Annotated in this window: 21 protein-coding genes; 9 read left to right on the forward strand and 12 right to left on the reverse strand. The window is 55.6% G+C overall.

All coding sequences use genetic code 11. The features are described from left to right. Positions 1-322 precede the first annotated feature (322 nt). The 3 genes from GNT65_RS16505 to GNT65_RS16515 all read right to left on the reverse strand — a co-directional run bounded on the left by GNT65_RS16505 (position 323) and on the right by GNT65_RS16515 (position 3,154). Entirely contained in the window at positions 323-547 is a 225-nt protein-coding gene (locus GNT65_RS16505) for a GDCCVxC domain-containing (seleno)protein (RefSeq protein ID WP_160798205.1), read from the reverse strand. A 239-nt stretch (positions 548-786) separates the two neighbouring features. Further along, positions 787-1,734: a PDC sensor domain-containing protein gene (locus GNT65_RS16510; RefSeq protein ID WP_160798207.1), complete on the reverse strand. Its 948-nt coding sequence runs from the start codon at positions 1,732-1,734 to the stop codon at positions 787-789. 274 nt (positions 1,735-2,008) lie between these two features. Then, positions 2,009-3,154: an alpha/beta hydrolase-fold protein gene (locus tag GNT65_RS16515; RefSeq protein ID WP_181006341.1), complete on the reverse strand. Its 1,146-nt coding sequence runs from the start codon at positions 3,152-3,154 to the stop codon at positions 2,009-2,011. Between the two features lie 277 nt (positions 3,155-3,431). Between GNT65_RS16515 and mtnC the strand changes: the two genes are divergently transcribed. Beyond that, entirely contained in the window at positions 3,432-4,109 is a 678-nt protein-coding gene (mtnC, locus tag GNT65_RS16520) for an acireductone synthase (protein WP_041509768.1), read from the forward strand. 187 nt (positions 4,110-4,296) lie between these two features. Continuing rightward, a complete protein-coding gene (locus tag GNT65_RS16525) occupies positions 4,297-4,725 on the forward strand; it encodes an acyl-CoA thioesterase (RefSeq protein ID WP_160798211.1) in 429 nt (142 codons plus the stop codon). A gap of 15 nt (positions 4,726-4,740) precedes the next feature. Here GNT65_RS16525 and GNT65_RS16530 read toward each other — a convergent pair whose 3' ends face one another. After that, complete coding sequence (locus GNT65_RS16530) at positions 4,741-5,766, reverse strand: Solitary outer membrane autotransporter beta-barrel domain (RefSeq protein ID WP_338091786.1); 1,026 nt, start codon at positions 5,764-5,766, stop codon at positions 4,741-4,743. A 97-nt stretch (positions 5,767-5,863) separates the two neighbouring features. Here GNT65_RS16530 and GNT65_RS16535 point away from each other — a divergent pair, with 97 nt between their 5' ends. Next, a complete protein-coding gene (locus GNT65_RS16535) occupies positions 5,864-6,109 on the forward strand; it encodes a GNAT family N-acetyltransferase (RefSeq protein ID WP_160798213.1) in 246 nt (81 codons plus the stop codon). Positions 6,110-6,114: 5 nt separating this feature from the next. On the opposite strand, the gene GNT65_RS16540 is transcribed toward GNT65_RS16535, so the two are convergent. The 5 genes from GNT65_RS16540 to GNT65_RS16560 form a co-directional block, all read right to left on the reverse strand. Next, positions 6,115-6,519, reverse strand: coding sequence for an acyl-CoA thioesterase (locus GNT65_RS16540; protein WP_041509764.1), 405 nt, complete (start codon positions 6,517-6,519; stop codon positions 6,115-6,117). Positions 6,520-6,639: 120 nt separating this feature from the next. Next, positions 6,640-8,436 (reverse strand): AMP-dependent synthetase/ligase, encoded by a 1,797-nt coding sequence (locus GNT65_RS16545; protein ID WP_160798215.1) that lies wholly within the window; start codon positions 8,434-8,436, stop codon positions 6,640-6,642. A gap of 127 nt (positions 8,437-8,563) precedes the next feature. Further along, the gene (locus GNT65_RS16550) at positions 8,564-9,826 is read right to left on the reverse strand and encodes a hypothetical protein (RefSeq protein ID WP_160798217.1); all 1,263 of its coding nucleotides are present in this window, start codon (positions 9,824-9,826) and stop codon (positions 8,564-8,566) included. Further along, the gene (locus tag GNT65_RS16555) at positions 9,823-10,668 is read right to left on the reverse strand and encodes an ABC transporter ATP-binding protein (protein ID WP_244952211.1); all 846 of its coding nucleotides are present in this window, start codon (positions 10,666-10,668) and stop codon (positions 9,823-9,825) included. The genes GNT65_RS16550 and GNT65_RS16555 overlap by 4 nt, the downstream gene beginning before the upstream one ends. 14 nt (positions 10,669-10,682) lie before the next feature. Continuing rightward, positions 10,683-11,063: a GntR family transcriptional regulator gene (locus GNT65_RS16560; RefSeq protein WP_160798221.1), complete on the reverse strand. Its 381-nt coding sequence runs from the start codon at positions 11,061-11,063 to the stop codon at positions 10,683-10,685. Positions 11,064-11,178: 115 nt separating this feature from the next. Between GNT65_RS16560 and GNT65_RS16565 the strand changes: the two genes are divergently transcribed. The 5 genes from GNT65_RS16565 to GNT65_RS16580 all read left to right on the forward strand — a co-directional run bounded on the left by GNT65_RS16565 (position 11,179) and on the right by GNT65_RS16580 (position 15,298). Further along, the gene (locus GNT65_RS16565) at positions 11,179-12,732 is read left to right on the forward strand and encodes an alpha/beta hydrolase (RefSeq protein ID WP_160798223.1); all 1,554 of its coding nucleotides are present in this window, start codon (positions 11,179-11,181) and stop codon (positions 12,730-12,732) included. Then, entirely contained in the window at positions 12,725-13,459 is a 735-nt protein-coding gene (locus GNT65_RS16570) for an ABC transporter ATP-binding protein (RefSeq protein WP_160798225.1), read from the forward strand. Before GNT65_RS16565 ends, GNT65_RS16570 begins: the two co-directional genes overlap by 8 nt. After that, positions 13,459-14,592, forward strand: a complete 1,134-nt coding sequence (locus tag GNT65_RS16575; protein ID WP_160798304.1) for an ABC transporter permease — start codon at positions 13,459-13,461, stop codon at positions 14,590-14,592. Before GNT65_RS16570 ends, GNT65_RS16575 begins: the two co-directional genes overlap by 1 nt. A gap of 180 nt (positions 14,593-14,772) precedes the next feature. Then, on the forward strand, positions 14,773-14,895 hold the full coding sequence (locus GNT65_RS20705; RefSeq protein WP_276508672.1) for a hypothetical protein: 123 nt from the start codon (positions 14,773-14,775) through the stop codon (positions 14,893-14,895). Between the two features lie 157 nt (positions 14,896-15,052). Next, the gene (locus GNT65_RS16580) at positions 15,053-15,298 is read left to right on the forward strand and encodes a hypothetical protein (RefSeq protein ID WP_160798227.1); all 246 of its coding nucleotides are present in this window, start codon (positions 15,053-15,055) and stop codon (positions 15,296-15,298) included. Positions 15,299-15,414: 116 nt separating this feature from the next. Here the strand turns inward: GNT65_RS16580 and GNT65_RS16585 are convergent, their stop codons facing one another. Next, positions 15,415-16,422 (reverse strand): GlxA family transcriptional regulator, encoded by a 1,008-nt coding sequence (locus GNT65_RS16585; protein WP_160798229.1) that lies wholly within the window; start codon positions 16,420-16,422, stop codon positions 15,415-15,417. Between the two features lie 127 nt (positions 16,423-16,549). On the opposite strand from GNT65_RS16585, the gene GNT65_RS16590 reads away from it, so the two are divergent. Next, on the forward strand, positions 16,550-16,729 hold the full coding sequence (locus GNT65_RS16590) for a hypothetical protein (protein ID WP_160798231.1): 180 nt from the start codon (positions 16,550-16,552) through the stop codon (positions 16,727-16,729). 78 nt (positions 16,730-16,807) lie between these two features. Here GNT65_RS16590 and mog read toward each other — a convergent pair whose 3' ends face one another. Together mog and GNT65_RS16600 are read right to left on the reverse strand one after the other, a co-directional pair. After that, positions 16,808-17,341, reverse strand: a complete 534-nt coding sequence (gene mog, locus GNT65_RS16595) for a molybdopterin adenylyltransferase (RefSeq protein WP_033540824.1) — start codon at positions 17,339-17,341, stop codon at positions 16,808-16,810. Positions 17,342-17,515: 174 nt separating this feature from the next. Continuing rightward, positions 17,516-20,632: a hybrid sensor histidine kinase/response regulator gene (locus GNT65_RS16600; RefSeq protein WP_160798233.1), complete on the reverse strand. Its 3,117-nt coding sequence runs from the start codon at positions 20,630-20,632 to the stop codon at positions 17,516-17,518. Between the last annotated feature and the right edge of the window lies 1 nt (position 20,633).

The following is a 20,633-nucleotide window of genomic DNA, read 5'->3' on the forward strand; positions in this document are numbered from 1 at the left end:
ACTATTTTACGATGACTTAAACCGTCAGAAGATATCAAAAGTAGCTTAATCGAAGAGACGTTGGATAAGGTGTGTAGGTATGTCTGAGGGTATCGAAAACAGGGATGTTTTCGTTAAGCGGCCAGGGATGGCTTTACAGCGTCCCGAAGACGTACCTGCACATAAGCCCGCGGCAGGCGATTAACAGCAATTATGGTAAGATTTACAATCACCTATACAAATGACAACTCAGCGCAAAGTTAATAATTTGCTCTTTACCTCACAGGTTCAGATCCAAACCGTTATTAAAGAGAGCCCGCGCTAATCCCCACCATTCTGGGTCTCAGGAAGACCTATCCTGACAACACTGCCCAAGTTGTATTGGCGGACACTTCACCGTGCCGTAGGAGCAGAATACACAGCAGTCGCCGGGGAGCGGCTTGAGCAGCTCATGGCAACCCTGGCATTCGTAGAAGAACTGGCAGGCATTGGTGGGCATAGTCTCCTGCCGAATATGCCCACAATGGGGGCAGGTGATTTCAGACGTTAACACCAGATCACTAACCATGACTCGCTAAACCTCAATGGTAATAAGCCTTAACCCTAAACTACGCCTATTGTGCGCGAATAAACAGTAGTTAACTCACATCGGTCTACTGAGGCAAAGGAGCAACAGCTTAAGGCGGAGGACTCCACCGAGAAGGAGTTTTTGGCTCAGGTTTAGGGCTATCCAACAAACGTACCTGTACTCGCCAGGCTGATGCCTCAGGTCTGCAACCTGTCGCCTAAGGTTTAAGGGCTAAGGACCTAAGGCTTGCCATTGCCCTGCTTGAGCAGTAGCTCGGCCTTGGCGCCGAGAAACACATAGATCCCCAGCCCCACCAGCAGGCCGACCACGGCGAACATCATGCCGATGGCGGGCTGCACATACTTCATCTCTCCCAGGGAAGCCTTAAACATGGTCAGCAGGGCCTCGATGGAGATGGCGATCAAGATAGTGGAGATGAAACGGGTGATGGTGCGCCGGGTGGAGCTGTGACGAAAGATATCCTTATGCATCAACACCTCCTCTTCGAGTATGGTCTTGCCCAGATCGAACACGGCCAGGGCCAGGGTGATGAATATGATGATGCTAAAGGGCTTGATGGAGCCGCTGGGCACCAGCCCCTCGGCGAGCAAGGCGACGATATCCACGGTAGCCATGCTGATGAGCACGAGTACCATGATAAACAGCCCGACCACTAGCGCGGTATAGACCCCCTTGAACAGGGGCGTCGCCCTGCGTCTTGCCCGATCGCCCATCATAAACTCGATCAACTGAGTGAGATTGATATCCACCACGATAAAGCCCCGACCCGAGTCGTCTTCGATACGATAGGAGGCCGACAAGCAGAGCTGGCCGCTGGCGTTGGAGAGATAGGGGGTGGTGATCTTGAGTCGCTCAGTCTCCTGCGCCTTGGAGAAGTAAGGCCTGTGGCTGCGGCTCAGGTTACGCCCCACGGGGATCGCCTGCACGACACGATTGACTATGGCCACGTTGTCGCTGATCTGCACCCCATCGCCATCGAGCACATAGAGCAGCTCGATAAAGGGATAGCTGTTGGCGATCTCGGCCATGGCCCGCACCCGAAAGCCGGGGTCGGACAGCATCAGGGGATCGCTTATCCCCACCAAAATAGACTCCAGCAGCTCCTTCACCAGCTGCTCATGTTCATGGTACCGCTCGATCACACTTAGATAACTCATTGCCGCCATAGACAGCTCCCCTTAGATAACGGCTCTAAGCTTTGCAACTATGGCGCCAATCCCATTCGCGGGCACAGAAACCAGGCTAAGACTGGGAAAAACGCCGCGCCATGGGGCGAAAACCCAGGCAGGTGGATGCTGATAGTGAGATGAATCGCCGGAGCCAGGGCGTGCAATTCTCGCTGACTACTGCCCAAGCACACAGGCATCTGCACCAAAAGAGGGCAGATGCCGGGGTATTTCAACACAGGTAAAGGGTGAAGATAACCTTATGTAGAATCAATTAGTGCCGCTGCTGCGCCTCTAACGTCGCCAGGCTCTCGCTGTATTTGCGGGTCCAGAAGGGGTGATCTGTCTTGGCCAGCGCCTGCTTCTGCTGGTCTATGGCTAAGTCGAACATCTTCAGCTCGCCATAGGCCCGGGCCAAAGCATCGTGGGCGGTGTGGGAGTCGGGGTTGGCCTCCACCGCCGCCTGATAGACAGCTAACCCCTTGTCTTTATCCTTGGCAAACTCGGCATCCGCCAGGGCGATCAGCGAATCGGTAGACGGTACGGGGAAGCCATACTTCTGCTGCGACAGGTAACTATAGTGGTCGAGGATCGCCTTCACGCCCCCCTTGGCGATCTCTGAGTCTGGCGAGAGCACCCTGTGATAGTCGTCGAACAGCCACTCTATGCCGTAGGCGGTCGCCAGGATCGGCTGGGTCATATAGTAGGTGCCGTCGAAACGCTTCACCTTATAGTGCAGCGCCGGATGATTGGTAGTCTCGAGCAACTCCTCCAAAGCGGCGAAATCCGCCAGCTGACGCTGCTCGAAATCGCTGTCGCTGGTGGTCAACATCAGGTAGCGCGGCTTGCCATTGAGCTTCTCTAGCTTGTCCGCGGCCGACTTCATCACATAGGCAAAATCGTCACTCAGCACAGGGCTCGCCGCCAGGTAGGCGTTGAACAACTCGGGGCGATTAAGCAAGGTGTAGAGCACCAGGCCGGCGTTGCCGGTGAAGCCGTTCATGATGCGAAAGCCATTGGTACGATACTTGGCATCGATGGCGGGCAGCAGCGACTGGGCCATGAAATCCAGCAGCGCCGTGTTGCCCTCCTGCTCGATCGCCTGCTCTTTCAGCTTACCTAAGCCCTGGTCACCATCGGGCGCGGTGACGATGATGGTCTCAAGCCAGGGCCAGTCGCCGTTGTGGCTCATCCAGTCATGCATGCCCTCCAGATAACCACGACTTCGGGGATGAAAGTCGAACAGCAGCACATAACGCTTGTCGGTATTTTTGCTATAGCTAGGTGGAAGGGTTACCTGAAAGGCCATGGGCTGCTCGTTGCCAGGCACCTTGATCATCAGGGTCTCAAGTTGGGCGGCTTGAACCAGATTCAGGCCGCTACACAGCAACAAGATGACACCAGCAATCCATTTATTCATCACGTCTCTTCCTTATTATTCTTGTTAAATGATTAAGTGATTAGCAGGTGCTCACCCAGGTGCGACGACCTACAAGGTGAGATGCTATTTTTTAACATAGCAAATGAGTATGCTTTTCAGCGAGATACTCGTCAATCTGTGAAGCTGCTGCACTAGGCTGGCATTTCGTCTTTTAGGGGGTAGCTTCTGGCGATAATTCACTAGCCAAAGGGACATTTTCCGCTTAGGATCTGGTCTGTCATTTAACGATTAATGCATAGTGGAGTAAGCCAACGTTATGGGTATTCGAGCCATAGTTGTAGATACAGCAGGTACAACAACCGATCTGAACTTTATTCAGGACACCCTTTTTCCCTATTCGTCTAAGGCCCTCGCTGATTTTTTAGAAGAAAATCAAACTAATGTATTAGTAGACAACTGCATCAGCGACGTGAAAGATATCGCGCTGGAGCCAGACGCCTCACTGGCGCGCGTGGTGGAGATACTGCAGCAATGGATTGCCGAAGATCGCAAGGCCACTCCGCTTAAGACACTGCAAGGCCTGATCTGGAAACAGGGCTACGCCAAAGGCGAATTTAAGGGTCACATCTACCCTGACTTCATCGACAGCGTGAAAGACATTAAGGCGCAAAATCTGCGTCTCTACAGCTTCTCTTCAGGCTCGGTAGATGCGCAGAAACTGCTGTTCAGCCACAGCGATGGCGGCGATCTGACCGAGTATTTCGATGGCCACTTCGATACCCGCACCGGCAACAAGCTGTTTAAGCAGGCCTACTGCAACATCATCAACACCATCAGCCTGGCGCCTAAGCAGGTGCTGTTTATCTCTGATGTGTTGGAAGAACTCAAGGCGGCGGAGCAGGCGGGGATGCGCGTCATGCAAATGGTACGCGAGACCACGCAGCGCACCGGTGACTACCCACAGATCACCAACTTCAAGGAGTTAAGCCTCTAAGGCTGTCGCTCACTATGTACAAAGGCACCTCGAGGTGCCTTTTTTGTTGCCCGAATAAAACCGGGCTGAACCAGGGTGTCAATTCGTCCCGCAGCGAACGACTAACGACTCGGGGATTGGTATTGTCGCGAGATGCTGATATCTTAACCTAAAACTAAACGCTTGTTTGAAAATTAAAGGTTAAGATATGGAGCAGTTCGTTAGTCGCTTTCCCTTCCATACCCGCATCCAGGTTGCCTGGGGTGAAATGGATGCCCTGCAGCACGTCAACAATGTGGTCTATTTCCGTTACTTCGAAACGGCACGTATCGACTTTTTTAATCAGCTGTTCCCGCTGGATAAACTCTATAAGTCGGGCATGGGGCCGGTGATCAGCGACAATAATGCCCGCTATAAGCGCCCGGTCACCTTCCCTGATACCCTCTTGGTCGGCGTCAACATCAGCGATATTCATAAAGATCGTTTCACCATGCATTATCAGGTGTTCAGCGAGCGACAACAGGCGATCACCACCACGGGCTCCTCGGTCGCCGTCATGTTCGACTTCAACAAGCAAGCCAAGGCCGAGTTACCCGCCGAGCTACTGGCCGTGCTTCAGCAACACTGCGCAGACTAGCCGGGCTAGCCTAAGTCACATCTCCTCGTTAAACAGCAACACTATGCCGCCACCACTGAGGCCGCTGTTGATGTTGAGGGTTATGCCTATCCCTATGTTGCGCAGCCAGGATGACAAGGATGGTGTCTGCACTAGCCAGCCGGCGCCAAACTCGTAGTAGTGGCGCGTGCCCATGGGGTCTATCACGTCGCCACTGAGATCGATGCGCTTGGCCAACAGACGCATCTCGTTCTGTCGCTCGAAGAAGTCGGGCAGGCCATAGTGAAACACCAGGGCATTGCTCAGGCGCCCGACCTGAGGGGTGACGGCCTGCATGCCATCATCGGTCAGCAGGCTACGGCCTATGCCGTATCTGAGGGTGCTGATAAACTCCCATTTATTGCCCAGCAGGTCGCCGGTATAGCTAACCTCGACATTGGGATCTAACATGATGGCACCATAGCTGGTGTTCACCAGCTTCTCATCGAGCTGGCCTCTAATCTTGCTCAGCAAGGGATCCTTATAGGTTAAGGTGTTCTCCAGCCAGAGCAGTTGGGCACCGAGGCCAAACATTGCACGCCACTGCTGGTTTATCTGATACTTCCAGCGATACTCGCCCGCCAGCAGGTAGCTGGTATCTTTGATCGGACTACTGATGGTCTCATCCTCCAGTCCTTGTATGCTGTCGCTGGCGTGCACGTAGGAGAGGCGAACTTGGATGCTTTGGGACCACTCGGGCGAGAGCGGCACTGTGTCGCTCTCCCAGGGCAAGGTATAGGAGGTGAGCTGACTGCGCCGCTCAAGCGACTCCTCGCTACCGACATCGCCTATCTCGCTCAGATCCACTATGGTGTTGGGATTAAAATCCACTATCCCTAAGGTGATCAGGTTAGCATCGGTGAGCACCATGGCACTGGTGATGTCCCCCTTGAGTTTGGCCTCGACAGCGGGGCGCAGGTTAATCTCCGGAGCAGCCAATGCTTGAGTAAAGTAAACCCCAACACAGAGCCCAAGCCAGCGGGTCAGCGCGCTCTTAAGGTGTATATGGCCCTTGATTTTCACGCGAAGGCCTCATCTAATTTTAACAAAATCATCTTGTTACTAATTTTATCACCCTGTGCTAACGTTAAGTTTCATCCCGTCAAACGAGAGGCAGACTATGACGCAAGAGACGATTCGACACCAGGACGACCAGCAGAAATTTGTCCTGTCCATTGCAGGCCATGATGCGGTATTAGAGTATCAACGACAAGGCGACAAGGTGGATTTTGTTCGCACCTTCGTGCCGGATGAACTGAGGGGACAAGGCGTGGCCGGGCGCCTGGTGCGCCATGGTTTAGCGTGGGCCAAGTCCCAGCAACTCGCCATCACAGCCAGCTGCTGGTACGTGCAGAAGTTTTTGTAACCCGCCTATTCGCCGGTCAGGGTCAGCAGCGCCTGCTTCACCTCTTCCCCTATGGGTTGGCTCTTGTCGACGCTATAGTCGTAATGCACTAAGGTGGTCTTGGCCTCGGCGGTCATCTTCCCCCCCTGCCAGCTCTGCTGCGCCACCTCGAAACTGGCATTACCCACACGGCTGATCCAGGTCTTGATCTCCACCGGCAGACCATATTGGGTCGGCGAGGTGTAGGCGATGGTAAAGCCCGCCACGATCAGGTTCCACTCCGCCAGATTAAGCGAGGGATTGAAGATGGCGAAGATGGGCTCACGCGCCGCCTCGAACCAGACGGGCATAACGGTATTGTTGATATGGCCCAGGCCATCGGTTTCATTGAATCTGGGTTGAATGGTTAAACTGAAAGAGCGTAACGGCACAGGGAGCTCCTAAGGCTAAGTCGTTATTTTTGTGGGAATACGCTAACCGAGAAGCCCTTGGGATGCAAGATGGACTTTCGACCTAAGGGCGCCTCGTTGCGAGACGCCCTTAAGATCTAATTACTTCACATACATGGCGTTAATTTCGGTGGCGTACTTGTGATAGATCATCTTACGCCTCAGCTTCATGGTCGGTGTCAGCAGACCGGCCTCCATAGAGAAGGCCTCGGGTAACAGGGTAAACTTCTTGATCTTCTCGAAGCCCGCCAGCTCCTGCTGCAGATGCTTGAGACGCTGCTCGAAGTGCTCGATCACATGGCTGTGACGCAGCAGCTCAATGGGCGACTCGTAGTGCAAGCCCTTCTCCTCGGCCCAGGCCTCTAACGACTCGAAAGCGGGCACGATAAGCGCGGTCACATAGTTTTTGGCATCGGCGATCACCGCCACCTGCTCGATGAAGGGACAGCAGCCTACCTTGCCCTCGACCCTCTGGGGCGCGATATATTTACCGTTAGAGGTCTTCATCAACTCCTTGATGCGGTCTGTGATGAACAGGTTACCCTGCGCGTCTAGCTCACCGGCATCCCCCGTCTTCAGCCAACCATCTTCGAAGCTATCGGCAGTCTCCTGGGGACGATTGTAGTAGCCGCGCATCACGGTATCACCGCGCACCAGGATCTCGTTGTCTTTACCCAGCTTGATCTCGACTTCCGGCAGGGTCTTGCCGTTAGAGCCAGCCACCCGGTTATCCAGGGTATTACAGGTCACGGTCGCCGTGGTCTCCGTCATGCCATAGCCGCAGAGCACGGGAATATCGATGGCGTGGAAGAAGCTGGCCACGTTCTGATCCAGCGCCGCACCACCGCACGGCATAAACTTAAGCCTGCCACCCAATACCTGTTGCAGCTTGCTGTACACCAGCTTATGAGCCAGTTTCCACTGGGTCTTGAGCCACCAGGAGCTCTTGGCCCTGCCCTGGCTGACCTCGAACTGACGCTCGCCCACCGACATGGCCCAGGCAAACAGCCTCTTGCGGGTGTCGGGCGCCTTATTCACCTTGTCCTGCACCGCACTGTAGACCTTCTCCAGGAAGCGCGGCACCACACAAAGGGTGTGAGGACGAATATCGACGATCGCCTCTTTCACCGTCATAGGATCTTTGAGGTAGACGTTATGGCCGCCGCGGCACAACACATAGAAACTCCAGCCCCGTTCGAACACATGGCTCAGCGGCAGGAAGGCCAGCGACACATCGCCAGGCGTGAAGGGTAATATGGTATCGTGCTGACGGACCACAGAGGCGATATTACGATAATCCAGCATCACCCCTTTAGGGTCACCCGTGGTGCCCGAGGTGTAGATAAGGGTTAGCAGATCGTCCAGGGCCAGGTTAGCCAGACGGTGAGCCAGTTCGGCCTCGACCTCAGGCGAATGGGTTTGCGTCAGCAGGCTATCGAAATGAACAGCTGTATCCTCTTGCGCCAGCGCCACCTCGGCATCGAAGACCACTATCTGGGTCAGGCTGGGGCAGAGTGCAAGCAGTTCGCGGGCCATGCGGTACTGCTCGGCATCGCCGACGAAGATCAGCTTGGCCTGGGCATCGTCTATGATGTAGCGCGCCTGCTCCAGGGTACTGGTGGGATAGATGGGCACCACCACCGCCTTGGCCTTGAGGGCACCGACGTCGGCACAGGTCCATTGGGGGCAGTTTTGCGACAGGATCACTACCTTGTCCTGGGGGACAAAGTCTGAGGCGATCAGCGCTTTAGCGATCTGGTCACCAATCTCGTCGAATTGTCGCCAACTGATCTGCTGCCAAGGCGCCGATAAGCCATAGCCTTCCAATGCGATGGCATCGCCACGTTGCTGGCTCTGGGCCTGCATCAGGCTAATGGGATGATACTGTTGGAGCGACATAATTTTCTGACCCTTTTAGCGTACACTTGTACCTTTTTTGACGCATTTTACTGTAATGGCGGCCAAAAAATAAGAGTTTTTGCTCCAATAGTGTTAATTGGAGCACAAAAGCCAGAGGGCAAGGGGATCAGACCAGGGCGTCACACCACAACTTTCGCTTGCCCCACCAAAGTGTTAGCAGTGAAAATGCCACCAGGCCAATATCTATCGTCACATAGGTGCTGAGATCTCTGCCCTCCCGCAGGGCCACCAGTGCTGTCGACAACCAGATGGCATGGCAGATCACCACCAGCAGGCTCAGCGAGATATGCATGGCGCTGCGGGCAGCGCAGCCGAGGCCGAGTAAGAGCGCACAGACGCAGAAGGTGCTGAGCACCAGATGGCTCCAGATGAGCAAGGTAAAGTCTGGATTGAATATCAGGGTACAGGTCGCCAGCAGCGCCATGGTGACGGTGAAATAGCCAAGCAGGCGATACTGGGCACTGGCAAAGGCCTCGATCAGCCCCTGTTTACCGTCAAAGCCCGGCAAGATATAGAGGGTCTCGGTTGCGCGCCATCTCTGCACGCGGCTCCAGTGAACCAAGGTACAGGCGACGGCGCTGAACTGGCCCATGATGAAGAGCACAGGCAGCTCGATATCGACAAAATAGTTCACCAGCTCCAACAGCAGTGCCAATGCCGGCAGTAGCACCAGCATCATGGAGAGCATGGGGCCAACGAAGAAATTTACAGGGTGCAACCATCTGTCCAGACGGTTCATCAGGCTGTTAGAGCCAAGGTTAGGCAGCCAGAACCAACCCATCTCCAGACCGTTGAGGTAGACAGATCTGGCCTCCAGATGCCAGACCTCAGCCTTGAGATCATTGCGGATCAGATAGATAAAGCCCACGGCCGCCAACGGCAATAAATAGAGGCTGAGACTAGGCAGAAACGCCGTTATCTCTGGTGTGAATGGCAGCAGCAGAAACAAAGCGAAAGAGAAGTAGAACCCCTTGATGTGGCGACGGCAGAAATAGATGAAGGCGATCCCCGCGACACTCGCCAGCAGCACCTGCTCGACCGCGCCTTCCAAGGGCATTAGCATAGCCGCACTCAGCGAAATCAGGGTAGAGATGACCCCCACGATTAACGCCTGCCATTGAATGCTCTCGGTATAGCCAGGCACTAGGCTGGCCCACTCTGTGGCCGACAGACGGTTGAGCTGCCAGGCAATCGCCGCACAGGTAGAAACCTGTATCATCCCCAGCATGATAGGCATGGCGTCGTATTTGCCCGAGAACGCCAGCACCAGCATCATCGCCAGCGCCAGTAGCCCGGTGCCGAGAAAGCTGGCACAGCCCACATCGAACAGCCAGAAGCGCAACATGCCGCGCAGCGCTCTAGACATCATCTGTGCAACTCCATGAAGAGTTGTTCCAGGTTCATTGGCGTCACTGAGGTGAAGCTCGGCGCCATGGCGGCCTCATAGTGATCCACCAGCAGCTTATCCTGCTGACTATTGAGCACAACAAGCCCTTCGGGCAGAGACTCCTCAGGCTTGAGACTCACCAGCTGCACGCTCTCCCTGAGGGCGTCTATCTCCTTGAAGAGCACCAGCTTGCCCTTACGCATCAGGGCCACATGGCTGGCGACCCGCTCGAGATCTGAGGTGATGTGTGAAGAGAAGAGCACCGCCGAGCCGGCATCCAACGCCAGGTCGAACAGATCCGACATAAACTCGCGCCGGGCGATAGGGTCCAGACTGGCGACGGGCTCGTCGAGGATAAGCAGCTTAGGACGATAGGCCATGGCCATGATCAGCGCCAGCGACTGGCGTTGCCCCACAGACAAGCGCTGTACCTGCTGCGCCCCATCGAGCTGGAAGCGGCTCAGCCACTCCTGCTCCAGCGAAATGTCCCAGTTAGGATAGAAGCTGCGATGCAGGGCCAGGGCACGGTCGACGGTGAAGCCCTCATAGCCGAAGGGTTGCTGGGGCACATAGCCGATCAGCTCCTTCTGCGCCGAGCCGATGTTGTCGCTGGTTCCGCCCAGTATCTCTATCTGCCCCTCTGTGACATCCAGGATCCCCAGGGCGCAGCGCATCAGGGTCGACTTGCCCGCGCCATTTTGCCCCAGCAGGCCCACCACCATGCCGGGATAGAGGGTCATCGACAGCTCGTCTATGGCTAACTGGCCGTCAAAGGCCTTGGTGATCCCATGAAAGGCCAATATGGCTTGATTACTCTCTTGCATCTGCATCTGTTCCTTTATTGCGCCTGTTGCCATGCCTTGGCGATGATGGCATTAAGTTCTTCCAGACTAACACCTAACTGTTTAGCCTGGTCGATGAGTGAATTGACCTGGGGTGCCATCAGGTCGGCACTCGAGGTGCCTTGGCTATCACCACGCTGTGCCACCCGGGTCGGTTGGCCGCGACGACGCTCGAGCCAGCCCTGCTCCACCAGCTGCTGAATGGCGCGGGAGACCGTCATGGGATTGACCGCCAAGTGCTCGGCGATCTGCCGCACCGAAGGCAATACCTCCTGGGGTTGCAGCTGGCCGCCGACGATCAAACGTACTATCTGATCGCTAAGTTGGCGGTAGATGGGGTCACCATTACTGGGGTTGACATTAAGTAAATCTAGCATTAGCCTTTATTCACTGTATTAATACATTGATACACCGATACAGTACTAAATTAACATAGATACGGTAAATTTCAACTAAGGAATAGGTATCATGCTTCAAGGAGAGGTTAAACCGATGGCCACAAGATTCACCCGGCAGCAGCGGCTGATTGCGCTACTCCTGCCCACCTGTTTGGCGCTACTGCTGTTATCTCAGCCCACCTGGGCCGACGTGAAGCAAGAGGATCGACAAGACAGTCAGCCAGAGTCTTGCTATGTGGATGATCTGCCAGATCGTCTGCGCTGCGGCGCCATCTGGGTACCGGAAAATTACGCTAAGCCCCAGGGCAAACAGATACAGATCCACTATCTGATCCTGCCCGCCATCAAACCCAGTTTCGAGAAAGAAGCACTGCTGGCCATCGCCGGCGGCCCGGGCCAATCGGCCATAGATAACGCCGCCAGCTTCGACAAGATCTTTACCAAGGTACGCCAGCAGCGAGATATCCTGCTGATCGACCAGCGCGGTACCGGCCTCTCCAACCAACTCACCTGCGAAGGCGCAGGCTTCGAGGGAGGCTTGGCCTTCAACGACGACGAGCTGGATATCGCCGCCGAGACCAAGGCCTGCCTCGCCAAGATAGATGCCGATGTCAGCCAGTATGGCAGCGAAACCGCCCTCAAAGATTTCGAGGCGGTCAGGCAAGCCCTGGGTTACCAGAAGCTGCACCTCTATGGCATCTCCTACGGCACCCGCATGGCCCAACTCTATATGCGTCACTACCCAGAGGCCCTGGCCACTGTGACCCTGGACGGCGTGGTGCCCATGCAGCAGAGTGTGCTCAATATCGGCGATGCCATCGGCCGCGCCATCGACCTGCTGATCCAAGATTGCCAAGGCAACGCCCTGTGTCATCAAGAGTTCCCTAATCTCAAAGCGGAGCTCGAACAGGTAGAGGCACTGCTGAGCCAGGGACCGCAGATCAGCCAGACCCGCGATCCCCTCACCAATGCGCCGACCCAACTCACCATGACCCGCGCCAAGTTTATGGGCGCCATCCGCATGGCGCTCTATATGCCCAATGTAAGGGCTCTGTTGCCCCATGCTATCCATCAGGCGGCAGAGGGAAATTATCAGGCCATCATGGGGCTGTATGCCCTCACGGTGAACAGCACAGGCATAGCCGCCGGTATGCACTCGGCCGTGGTCTGCGGCGAAGACTGGCACCGTTTCAGTAAGGACGAGCGTCAACAGATAGGCCAGAGTTACTTCGGCCGTGAGATGCTTAAAGCCTTCGACCTGAGCTGTCCTATCTGGCATATCCCGGCGGCCGATGCCAGCTTTGCCGCGCCCATTGCCAGCAACCTACCCACGCTAGTGTTGTCGGGACAGATAGATCCGGCGACACCACCCAGCTGGGGCGAGCTTGCTATGGCTAAGCTAACCAATGCCAAGCATTTCGTCGCCCCCTATGCGACCCACGGCGTGGCCTATCAGTCTTGCGCCAACACACTGATCGCCGAGCTGATCGGCAGCGGCAGCGTCGACGGCCTGTCTCAGGAGTGCCTGAGCAAAGATATCAGCCGCAACTTCTACCTCAATGCCAACACGGTAGAGGCCATCCCACAGGACACTCTCAGCCAAGCCAAGCTAAATGACGACCAGCAGCAAGGAGCACGCCATGATTAAGGTATCGAATTTATCTAAACTTATCGGCGAGGTTCAGGCGCTGAATGACCTGAGTTTCGAGGCCCTGGACGGCCAGATCACCGGCCTGCTGGGCCCTAACGGCGCGGGCAAGACCACCTGTCTGCGCACTGTCTTCGGCCTGCTCAAGCCGGATCAGGGCATCGCCGAGATAGACGGCATAGATGTCGCCAAACAGCCGGTGGCCGCCAAGCAGCAACTGGGCCTGTTCCCTGATCCCTTCGGCCTGTATGAGCGCCTGACGCCGAGAGAATACATCCGCTACTTTGCCGAACTCAACGGTCTCTCCCGCGAGCAGGCCAAGGCCGCCTCGGCCAAGGTGCTCAGCAAGCTGCATATGAACGATATCGCCGATCGTCGCTGCAAGGGGTTCTCCCAGGGACAGAGAATGAAGACGGCGCTGGCCCAGGCGATAGTGCATGAGCCCACCAACATCATACTCGACGAACCCACCCGGGGCCTGGACGTGATGAGCACCCGGGTGCTGCGCGACCTGCTCAGGGATCTCAAACAGGCGGGCCACTGCGTACTCTTCTCCAGCCACGTGATGCAGGAGGTCGCCGCCCTGTGCGATCGCGTCATCGTCATGGCCGAGGGGCGCGTGGTCGCCGTCGGCAGCCCACAGGAACTCTGCCAGCAGACGGGCCAGGCCTCACTGGAAGACGCCTTCATTCAGCTAATCGGTACCGACGAGGGAATCGCAGCATGATCAGTTCAATCATTACCATGGTCAGAAAAGAGCTGACCGATGCCGCCAGGGACAAGCGCTCTGTGATGGCGGGCCTCTACTACGCCATCGGCGCGCCGCTGATGATGTGCGGCATGTTTATGATCCTCATCGGCCAGATCACCAGCCCTGAGGCGCTTAACATCACCATCACCCACGGCGAGCGCGCGCCGGATCTGGTGAAATACCTCGCCAGCAACGAGATAAGCCAGGGTGACGAGGCCGATCGCAAGGAGATAGAGCTTATCATCAGCCCCGACTACGCCGCCAACATGGCCAAGAGTCAGGCCGCCGAGATAGTGCTGATCGCCGACAACTCCAACGAAAAGTTGCAAGCCTCTATCCGTCGTCTGGAGAAGGCACTGCAAGAGTACAGCGCCGAGATGGGTAGCCTGAGGCTGATCGCCCGCGGCATAGACCCTAAGGTGATGCAGCCGATCAAGGTTAAGGTGGAAGATCAGGCCACCTCAGACTCCAAGGGCGGCATGATCTTAGGCGTCGCCATCTTCATGATGGTCTATGCGGTGTTCATCTCAGGCATGAACCTGGCTATAGACACCAGCGCCGGTGAGCGCGAACGCAACTCGCTGGCACTGCTGCTCAGCCACCCGGTATCGACCCGGAATATCGTGCTGGCCAAGGTGGCGGCGGTGACCATCTTCGCCATGCTAGGGCTTATTCTCACCCTGGTGATCTCTAAGGTCGCCTATGGCTTCGTGCCCTGGCAGGAGCTGGGCTTCTCGGTCAACATCAACGTCGACTTCATCCTCTTGATGCTGGCGATAGGCCTACCCATCGCCCTGATGGCGGCGGCGCTACAGCTGTTTGTCTCCTTCATGGCCAAGTCGTTCAAGGAGGCCCAGTCCTACCTCACCATAGTGCTGATCGTCCCCATGATGCTGTCGATGGCGGCGAGCTACAACATAGCGCCAGACACCCTGCAGTGGCTGCCAGTCTCGGGTCAGATGCAGGCGCTTATTGCCTTCATCAAAGGCAAGGAGCTCCCCATGATGCAGCTGGCACTCTCCAGTGCCATCACCTTCATCATCGCCCTGGCACTTGCCCTGGGCATGGAGCGCTCACTGAAGAGCGAGAAAATCGTCTTCGGACTCTAACCCCACGAAACTTCACTAGAAGGGGCCTTCGTCAGGAGGCCCACTTAAAGGAGCATGCTATGGATAAGCAACAAGTGGTTATGATCGTCATGTTGGTACTGGTGGTCGCCACCATTCTCAGCGAGCTGTACAAATATCGCCTAATGCAGGAGAGACGCAGAACTACGCCGGGCAACAGAGATGGCCCGCCTGAGACAGGAAAACCAGCGACTGGCCGAGCGTGTCAGCGTGCTAGAGCGTATTGTTACCGACGGCGATTATCAGCTGAAACAGGAGTTTGCCGAGCTTAATCACGGCGCCTAACCCTTAGCATAGCTCGAGGCTTAGTCCATGGAATAGCCCCCCAAAAATACCATATAGTCTTTAGGGTTTTTCACTTGTGCTGTGGGCGGTAAATGGTTTTATAATGGCAGATTGATACAAATCGCTACAAAAACCTTATAACCGAGACGATGTGACCATGATATCCACCATAAAACACACTTTTGTTGGCCTATTTGCCCTGGCCAGCCTATCTGGCTGTGCCAGCGCGCTGTGTGGCGCTCAGACCGACCATGCCACCAATCCCTTGCAGAGAGAAAACAACCGCCTGGAGTGCGAACGCCAGGTGATGAGCGCCATGGACGAACATGAGCGCAAGCAGAAGAGGGAGAGCGACGAGCTGTTAAAGGCCTATCTGGACAAACACCTCAAAGAGGCTCACTAACAGCAAGGCCGGGCAACCAGGCCCGGCATTCACCCATCTACTAGACAAGCCTCAAACAAAGCCGTCAACACCCGCCCTTAACCGCAGCCCTAAATTACGACGGCAGACAACAGCTCTTAGCAACAGGTGTGGGTGTTAAATTTCTGCCGATAGGCTCTGGGAGAGAGGCTGGTCAACTGAATGAACAGCTTGCGAAAGGAGCTGACATCTTCATAACCGACCCGCTCGACAATCTGCTCCAGGGCCAACTCTGTAGTCTCCAGCAGCCGCTTGGCTTCATCGACCCGTAGGCGTTGCATGTAGCTGGCGGGCGTCTCGTTAAGGGCCTTCTTGAAGCGACGGATCAGGGTGCGTTTACCCAGGGCAAACTTCTGCGCTATCTCATCGAGCAGCCAGTTTTTATCGAGATTGGACTGCATCCACTGCTGAATCTTGCCCACCAGCTCATCTTGATGCTGCTGGGGCGTGATCGCCATGGTCATAAAGGGCTGTTGAGAGCTTCGGTTAGGATCTATGAGCAATATCTTGGCCATCTGCTGCGCCAACGCCTCACCCGCCAGCAAGCCAACCAGATGCAGGGCCAGACTCAAATTGGAGGTGGTCGCCCCGGCGGTGTGAAACTGACCATCGGATACCACCAGGGTATCCATACAAAGGTTGACCCGGGCAAAGTTACGCTCGAACATCTGCGACAGCCACCAGACAGTGGTGGCCCGCCTGTTTTCCAGCAACCCGGAGGCCGCCAGCATCAGGGTACCCGAGCAATAGGCGGCGATGGGCTTGCCCGTCTCGGCATAAACCTTAAGCGGTTCAAGCAGGGGCGCAAAGTCCTGGGAGTATTCCTTAAACTCCGCCTTGTTGGTCACCAAGGAAGAGGCCAGCACCACGGCATCGGCCGCTTGTAGCTGGGCCGCATCGGTGAGTCCCATGGCCGCGAGCTGAAAGCCCTGATTAGTGGTGATCGCCTCACCGTCACTTGAGACGATATGGCAGTGAAACAGATCTTGGGTCGCCTCGGGATGCAACCTGCGATAGAGAGTATTGGTAAAGCTGAACACATCCATCAGCCCCACTATGCCGCCGGCCACCACATTGCCCGCCGCCAGTATCATGATTGTCTTCATCCTTACCCCTTTACCAAAGCTGTCATTTGTCACCCTTATTTTGTCAATAATGACACTTTTTGACCGTTTGTCGAGTTTTTATACTGGCCACACTACAGATTTAAGCTGAAAGATAAGGAGTAAGCAGATGAACGCACGGACACTGCACCTGATGTTGAGCCTGGGTTACTTAGGCGTGAGCTGGACCCTGCTACTGTGGCTGCACTTTACCACCCAGCCCAATCTCTTCGCCCATTTCATTGCCATTCCCAGCCTGTTGCTGTTCAGCGCCTACAGCGCCCATCAGATCATTCGTAAGGGCGTGTGATACTAAGCGCAGACCACGGGCATAAAAAAAGCCCGGCAGAAGCCGGGCTCAGTTACGAAAATACAAATACGTATTGGACTATTTCGCCTTGGGTCTGAAGGGCTTGATCACCGACTCATCACACTCCAGGTAAGGTCCTTCCATCAGATCGATACAGTAAGGGATCGCCGGGAACACGGCATCGAGACACTCGCGGATAGATTTTGGCTTGCCCGGCAGGTTGACGATTAGGCTATCACCACGCAGACCCGCGGTTTGGCGGGACAAGATGGCGGTTGGCACAAACTTGAGCGACTCGGCGCGCATCAGCTCACCAAAGCCCGGCATCATGCGATCGCACACCGCCTCGGTCGCCTCAGGGGTCACGTCGCGCTTGGCCGGCCCTGTGCCACCCGTGGTAACGATGAGGCAGCAATCTTGCTGATCGGCCATCTTAATCAGAGTCTGCTCTATGATTGGCTGCTCATCGGGAATGACTTCATAGACAGGCTCCCACTCCGAGGTGAGGTATTCACCCAAGACCTCGATGATCGCCTTACCGGAAATATCTTCGTACACGCCGGCACTGGCGCGATCACTGACGGTGACTATGCCTATCTTTGCTTTTGCCATTCCATTCTATCCTTTAGGTTTTGGGGTCATGCGCGGCGCCAAGCGCCCCGCCAGGGTTGCGCCCTAAAATAACATATTTTGCCAACGGCTAAAGTGGCCCAAAAGAGATAAAAGTGGGACAGAGATCGAACATTAGCAACTTAAGATGCACCTAGAGCGAAACGGCCACCTGGCTCAATGACAACAGGCCAACGTATCCTCGAGCAGTTCGAGAAAGGCCTCACGACCGGCAAGCACAGCCTGCAGATCGCCTCGGCGAGCATCGGCCTCCACCTGACGGGCGAGCTCCACCAGCGCAATCATGCTGAGATTGCTGGCGGCCCCCTTTATGGCGTGAACGCTGGTGCGTATCGCGTCACAATCTGCCGCCGCTATGCCCTCGATAAAGCCTTGTCTGTGCCTTTGCATCTCCTCGGCGAACACCTGAAGCACCTCGCCGAGCAACGCCTCGTCTCCCGACATGAGCGCCAGGGCGCTATCGCGATCGAATAATGGGTTAGCGGTCTCGGCCGCCGCAGGCGCCTCAATGGGGTCTGGGTCATGTCCCAAGGTCACCTCATAATTTTGCTGGCTCAGTGAGAGCCAACGATAGAGACACTCTTTCAAGTCTCCCAGCACCAAGGGCTTGGTCAGATAATCGTCCATCCCCGCCCGCATGCAGTGTTCTCGGTCGCCCTTCATGGCGTTGGCCGTCAGGGCGATGATTGGCACGGCGCAGAATTGACGCCCCCCCACCCCTTCACGAATGGCCGCCGTCGCATGAAAGCCGTCCATTTCTGGCATCAGACAATCCATCAAGATCAGTTGGTAGGGGTTGCCCTGCTGCGCCGACAATACCTCCAGCGCCTCACGACCATTACCCGCAACATCGGCCTCCACCCCGAGTTGCTGCAACATGCCTAAGGCCACCATCTGATTAACCTTGTTATCTTCTACCACCAGCACCTTGGGCTTATCCGGCAGACCCGTTTTAACTATCGGCTCAATCGCCGACTCGCTCACATCGTCATAGGGCTGATCCGACAGGGCGCGGATCAACTGACGAATGTTCAGTGGCTTCCCCAGATGGGCCACCCTGGCATCGCGCTTCTCAAACTCAATCTGTTGCCAATAGGAGAGCAGGGGCAGGACTTTGGCTTTATGGTGATCGGCGAGCTGGCGCCAGACACTCAGCTCCTCATCGAACGCCTCGTGCTGGGGGGCGAAGCTGTAGATAGTCACATCTGTCTCTGGGATCGCCGCCTCCTCCTTCAGGTAATTCACCCTGGCTCCCCAGCTGCTCAGCAGATCCCCCAGCATACGTTCGAAGGCGCCTTGCTGACCCATGATAGTCACCCGAGCAGGCGACAATCCCTCACGCCAATCGACAAATCTATCCCCGTCGGGCAACTGCTGAGTCAGGGTAAAGCTGAAGATACTGCCCACCTCCTGCTGACTCTTAACCTTAATATCCCCGCGCATCAACTCGCACAGGCGCTTGGCGATGGAGAGCCCCAGCCCGGTACCGCCAAACATACGAGTGGTGGAGCTGTCGACCTGAATGAAGGGATTGAATAGCATGGCGAGCTTCTCTTCGGCTATGCCTATGCCGGTATCTTCCACCTCACAGGAGAGCAGCACCTCACCCGAGGCTGTCAGGCAATTGGAGAGCCTCAGGGTGATCCAACCCTCTTCGGTAAACTTGATGGCATTGCCCACCAGATTGACCAATATCTGACGCAAGCGACTGGGATCGCCGACAACAAAACGAAAGTCCAGCTGAGTTACATCCACGAACAGGGGCAGGTTACGCTCCTCCAGCTTGAGCGACACAGACTGCACGAAGAGATCCAACAGCTCCACCAGGTCAAACTCGATCGCCTCGATCTCAAACTTGCCCGACTCAATCTTTGAGAAGTCCAGAATATCGTTGAGCAGAGACAGTAGGGAGTCGGCGCTTCCCGAGGCCACATCCACATAGCGTTTCTGCATCGGCGACAGCTGGGTCTCACTCAGCAGATCTAAAATCCCTATCACCCCGTTCATGGGGGTGCGGATCTCATGACTCATGCAGGCGAGAAAATCTTCCTTGGTCTTGGCAGCCACCTCGGCCTTCTCCCGCGCTTCCGACAGGGCTAAGTTACTGAACTCCATCTCCTGGGCATAGGATTCTATCTTGCGCTCGTTGATCTTCATTCGGGTCAGATCTTCAACACAGATAAAATAACCCTCAACCATGCCATCGTCACCCACGTCCGGCACATAGGTAACATGGAAAAATCGGGGCGCGCGATCCGAGTCTAAGGTTTCCACCTCAAACACCTGCTTATTACCCGCCAGCACCTCTAACTGATAGGGCTTTATCAGCTGGTAGACATCCCGGGGCAATACCGCCTCGACCTTCTGCTCCAACACCTCTTCTTCCGTCTTGCCTAGCCACTGCAGATAATGTTTGTTGATGAAACGATACCGGCCTTGAGCATCCACATAAGCCAGCTGAATGGGAATCACATTGGTGATGTTGTCGATATAGCGCCGCGACTTCTGTAGCTCAAACTGCTTCTGATTTCTGGCAATAACCGCCTCGTTGTAACTGTTCACCAGCACGCCGAATTCATCTTCGCTGTCTAGGTTGATGGTCTTCTGGCCGCCAAAGGTCTCTATTTGACGCCGGATGCGGCCTATGGGCTCTAGCAACACCCTATGCTGTACATAAAGATTGACCGTAAGCAAGATAGCAAACCCCAACAAGAGAATGCCGACATAGTGGATCAACTCCTCGAAACTATAGGCCTCGATCTCACTGGCATCGTATCTTACATAGAGCACGTATGCCCTGAGCCGCTGTAACTCGGGGGCGATCAGATACACTTGCTGCACCTGATGCACCATACTGCCCTCGCGCCAAACCTCCTTGGAGCTCTGTTTGTCGCTCACATGATTGACCATCTCCGCCAGTTCAGGCTCCAGGCTGCCCATCAGAGGGCTCCCCAGATATTGCCCCAGGTTATCGGCCACTATCTGCTTTTCTCGGGGGTCGAACAGCACCAGGCGCTTGATGCTCCCCTGAGCAGCTAGGCCGTTGATCACCCGGCGCATGTTACTAAAATCTGTGCTCGCCTCCAAGGCGAGCCTTAGCGAGACCGACACCTGGGCGATCTCATAATTCACCTGATGCTCGGTCCGCTCCGTCATCTCCTCATAGTAATAGAGGGCGATAAAAGAGGAGATGATCAGGGCGCACACTAAGGTGGCCAGATTCAGCTTATAGACAATGCCCTGGGCAATCTTATCCCTGTAGTCACGCCACATT

It is taken from the genome of Shewanella insulae, from assembly GCF_009831655.1.
GTDB classification, from domain to species: Bacteria; Pseudomonadota; Gammaproteobacteria; order Enterobacterales; family Shewanellaceae; genus Shewanella; species Shewanella insulae.

Excerpts from the sequence above, each read along its gene's own strand:
- GNT65_RS16525 (WP_160798211.1), top strand. The coding sequence starts at position 4,297 with ATGGAGCAGTTCGTTAGTCGCTTTCCCTTCCATACCCGCATCCAGGTT.
- GNT65_RS16600 (WP_160798233.1), bottom strand. The coding sequence starts at position 20,632 with ATGTGGCGTGACTACAGGGATAAGATTGCCCAGGGCATTGTCTATAAG.
- GNT65_RS16545 (WP_160798215.1), bottom strand. The coding sequence starts at position 8,436 with ATGTCGCTCCAACAGTATCATCCCATTAGCCTGATGCAGGCCCAGAGC.
- GNT65_RS16555 (WP_244952211.1), bottom strand. The coding sequence starts at position 10,668 with ATGCAAGAGAGTAATCAAGCCATATTGGCCTTTCATGGGATCACCAAG.
- mog (WP_033540824.1), bottom strand. The coding sequence starts at position 17,341 with ATGGCAAAAGCAAAGATAGGCATAGTCACCGTCAGTGATCGCGCCAGT.
- GNT65_RS16560 (WP_160798221.1), bottom strand. The coding sequence starts at position 11,063 with ATGCTAGATTTACTTAATGTCAACCCCAGTAATGGTGACCCCATCTAC.
- mtnC (WP_041509768.1), top strand. The coding sequence starts at position 3,432 with ATGGGTATTCGAGCCATAGTTGTAGATACAGCAGGTACAACAACCGAT.
- GNT65_RS16585 (WP_160798229.1), bottom strand. The coding sequence starts at position 16,422 with ATGAAGACAATCATGATACTGGCGGCGGGCAATGTGGTGGCCGGCGGC.
- GNT65_RS16590 (WP_160798231.1), top strand. The coding sequence starts at position 16,550 with ATGAACGCACGGACACTGCACCTGATGTTGAGCCTGGGTTACTTAGGC.
- GNT65_RS16550 (WP_160798217.1), bottom strand. The coding sequence starts at position 9,826 with ATGATGTCTAGAGCGCTGCGCGGCATGTTGCGCTTCTGGCTGTTCGAT.
- GNT65_RS16570 (WP_160798225.1), top strand. The coding sequence starts at position 12,725 with ATGATTAAGGTATCGAATTTATCTAAACTTATCGGCGAGGTTCAGGCG.
- GNT65_RS16535 (WP_160798213.1), top strand. The coding sequence starts at position 5,864 with ATGACGCAAGAGACGATTCGACACCAGGACGACCAGCAGAAATTTGTC.
- GNT65_RS20705 (WP_276508672.1), top strand. The coding sequence starts at position 14,773 with ATGGCCCGCCTGAGACAGGAAAACCAGCGACTGGCCGAGCGTGTCAGC.
- GNT65_RS16505 (WP_160798205.1), bottom strand. The coding sequence starts at position 547 with ATGGTTAGTGATCTGGTGTTAACGTCTGAAATCACCTGCCCCCATTGT.
- GNT65_RS16565 (WP_160798223.1), top strand. The coding sequence starts at position 11,179 with ATGGCCACAAGATTCACCCGGCAGCAGCGGCTGATTGCGCTACTCCTG.
- GNT65_RS16580 (WP_160798227.1), top strand. The coding sequence starts at position 15,053 with ATGATATCCACCATAAAACACACTTTTGTTGGCCTATTTGCCCTGGCC.
- GNT65_RS16510 (WP_160798207.1), bottom strand. The coding sequence starts at position 1,734 with ATGGCGGCAATGAGTTATCTAAGTGTGATCGAGCGGTACCATGAACAT.
- GNT65_RS16515 (WP_181006341.1), bottom strand. The coding sequence starts at position 3,154 with ATGAATAAATGGATTGCTGGTGTCATCTTGTTGCTGTGTAGCGGCCTG.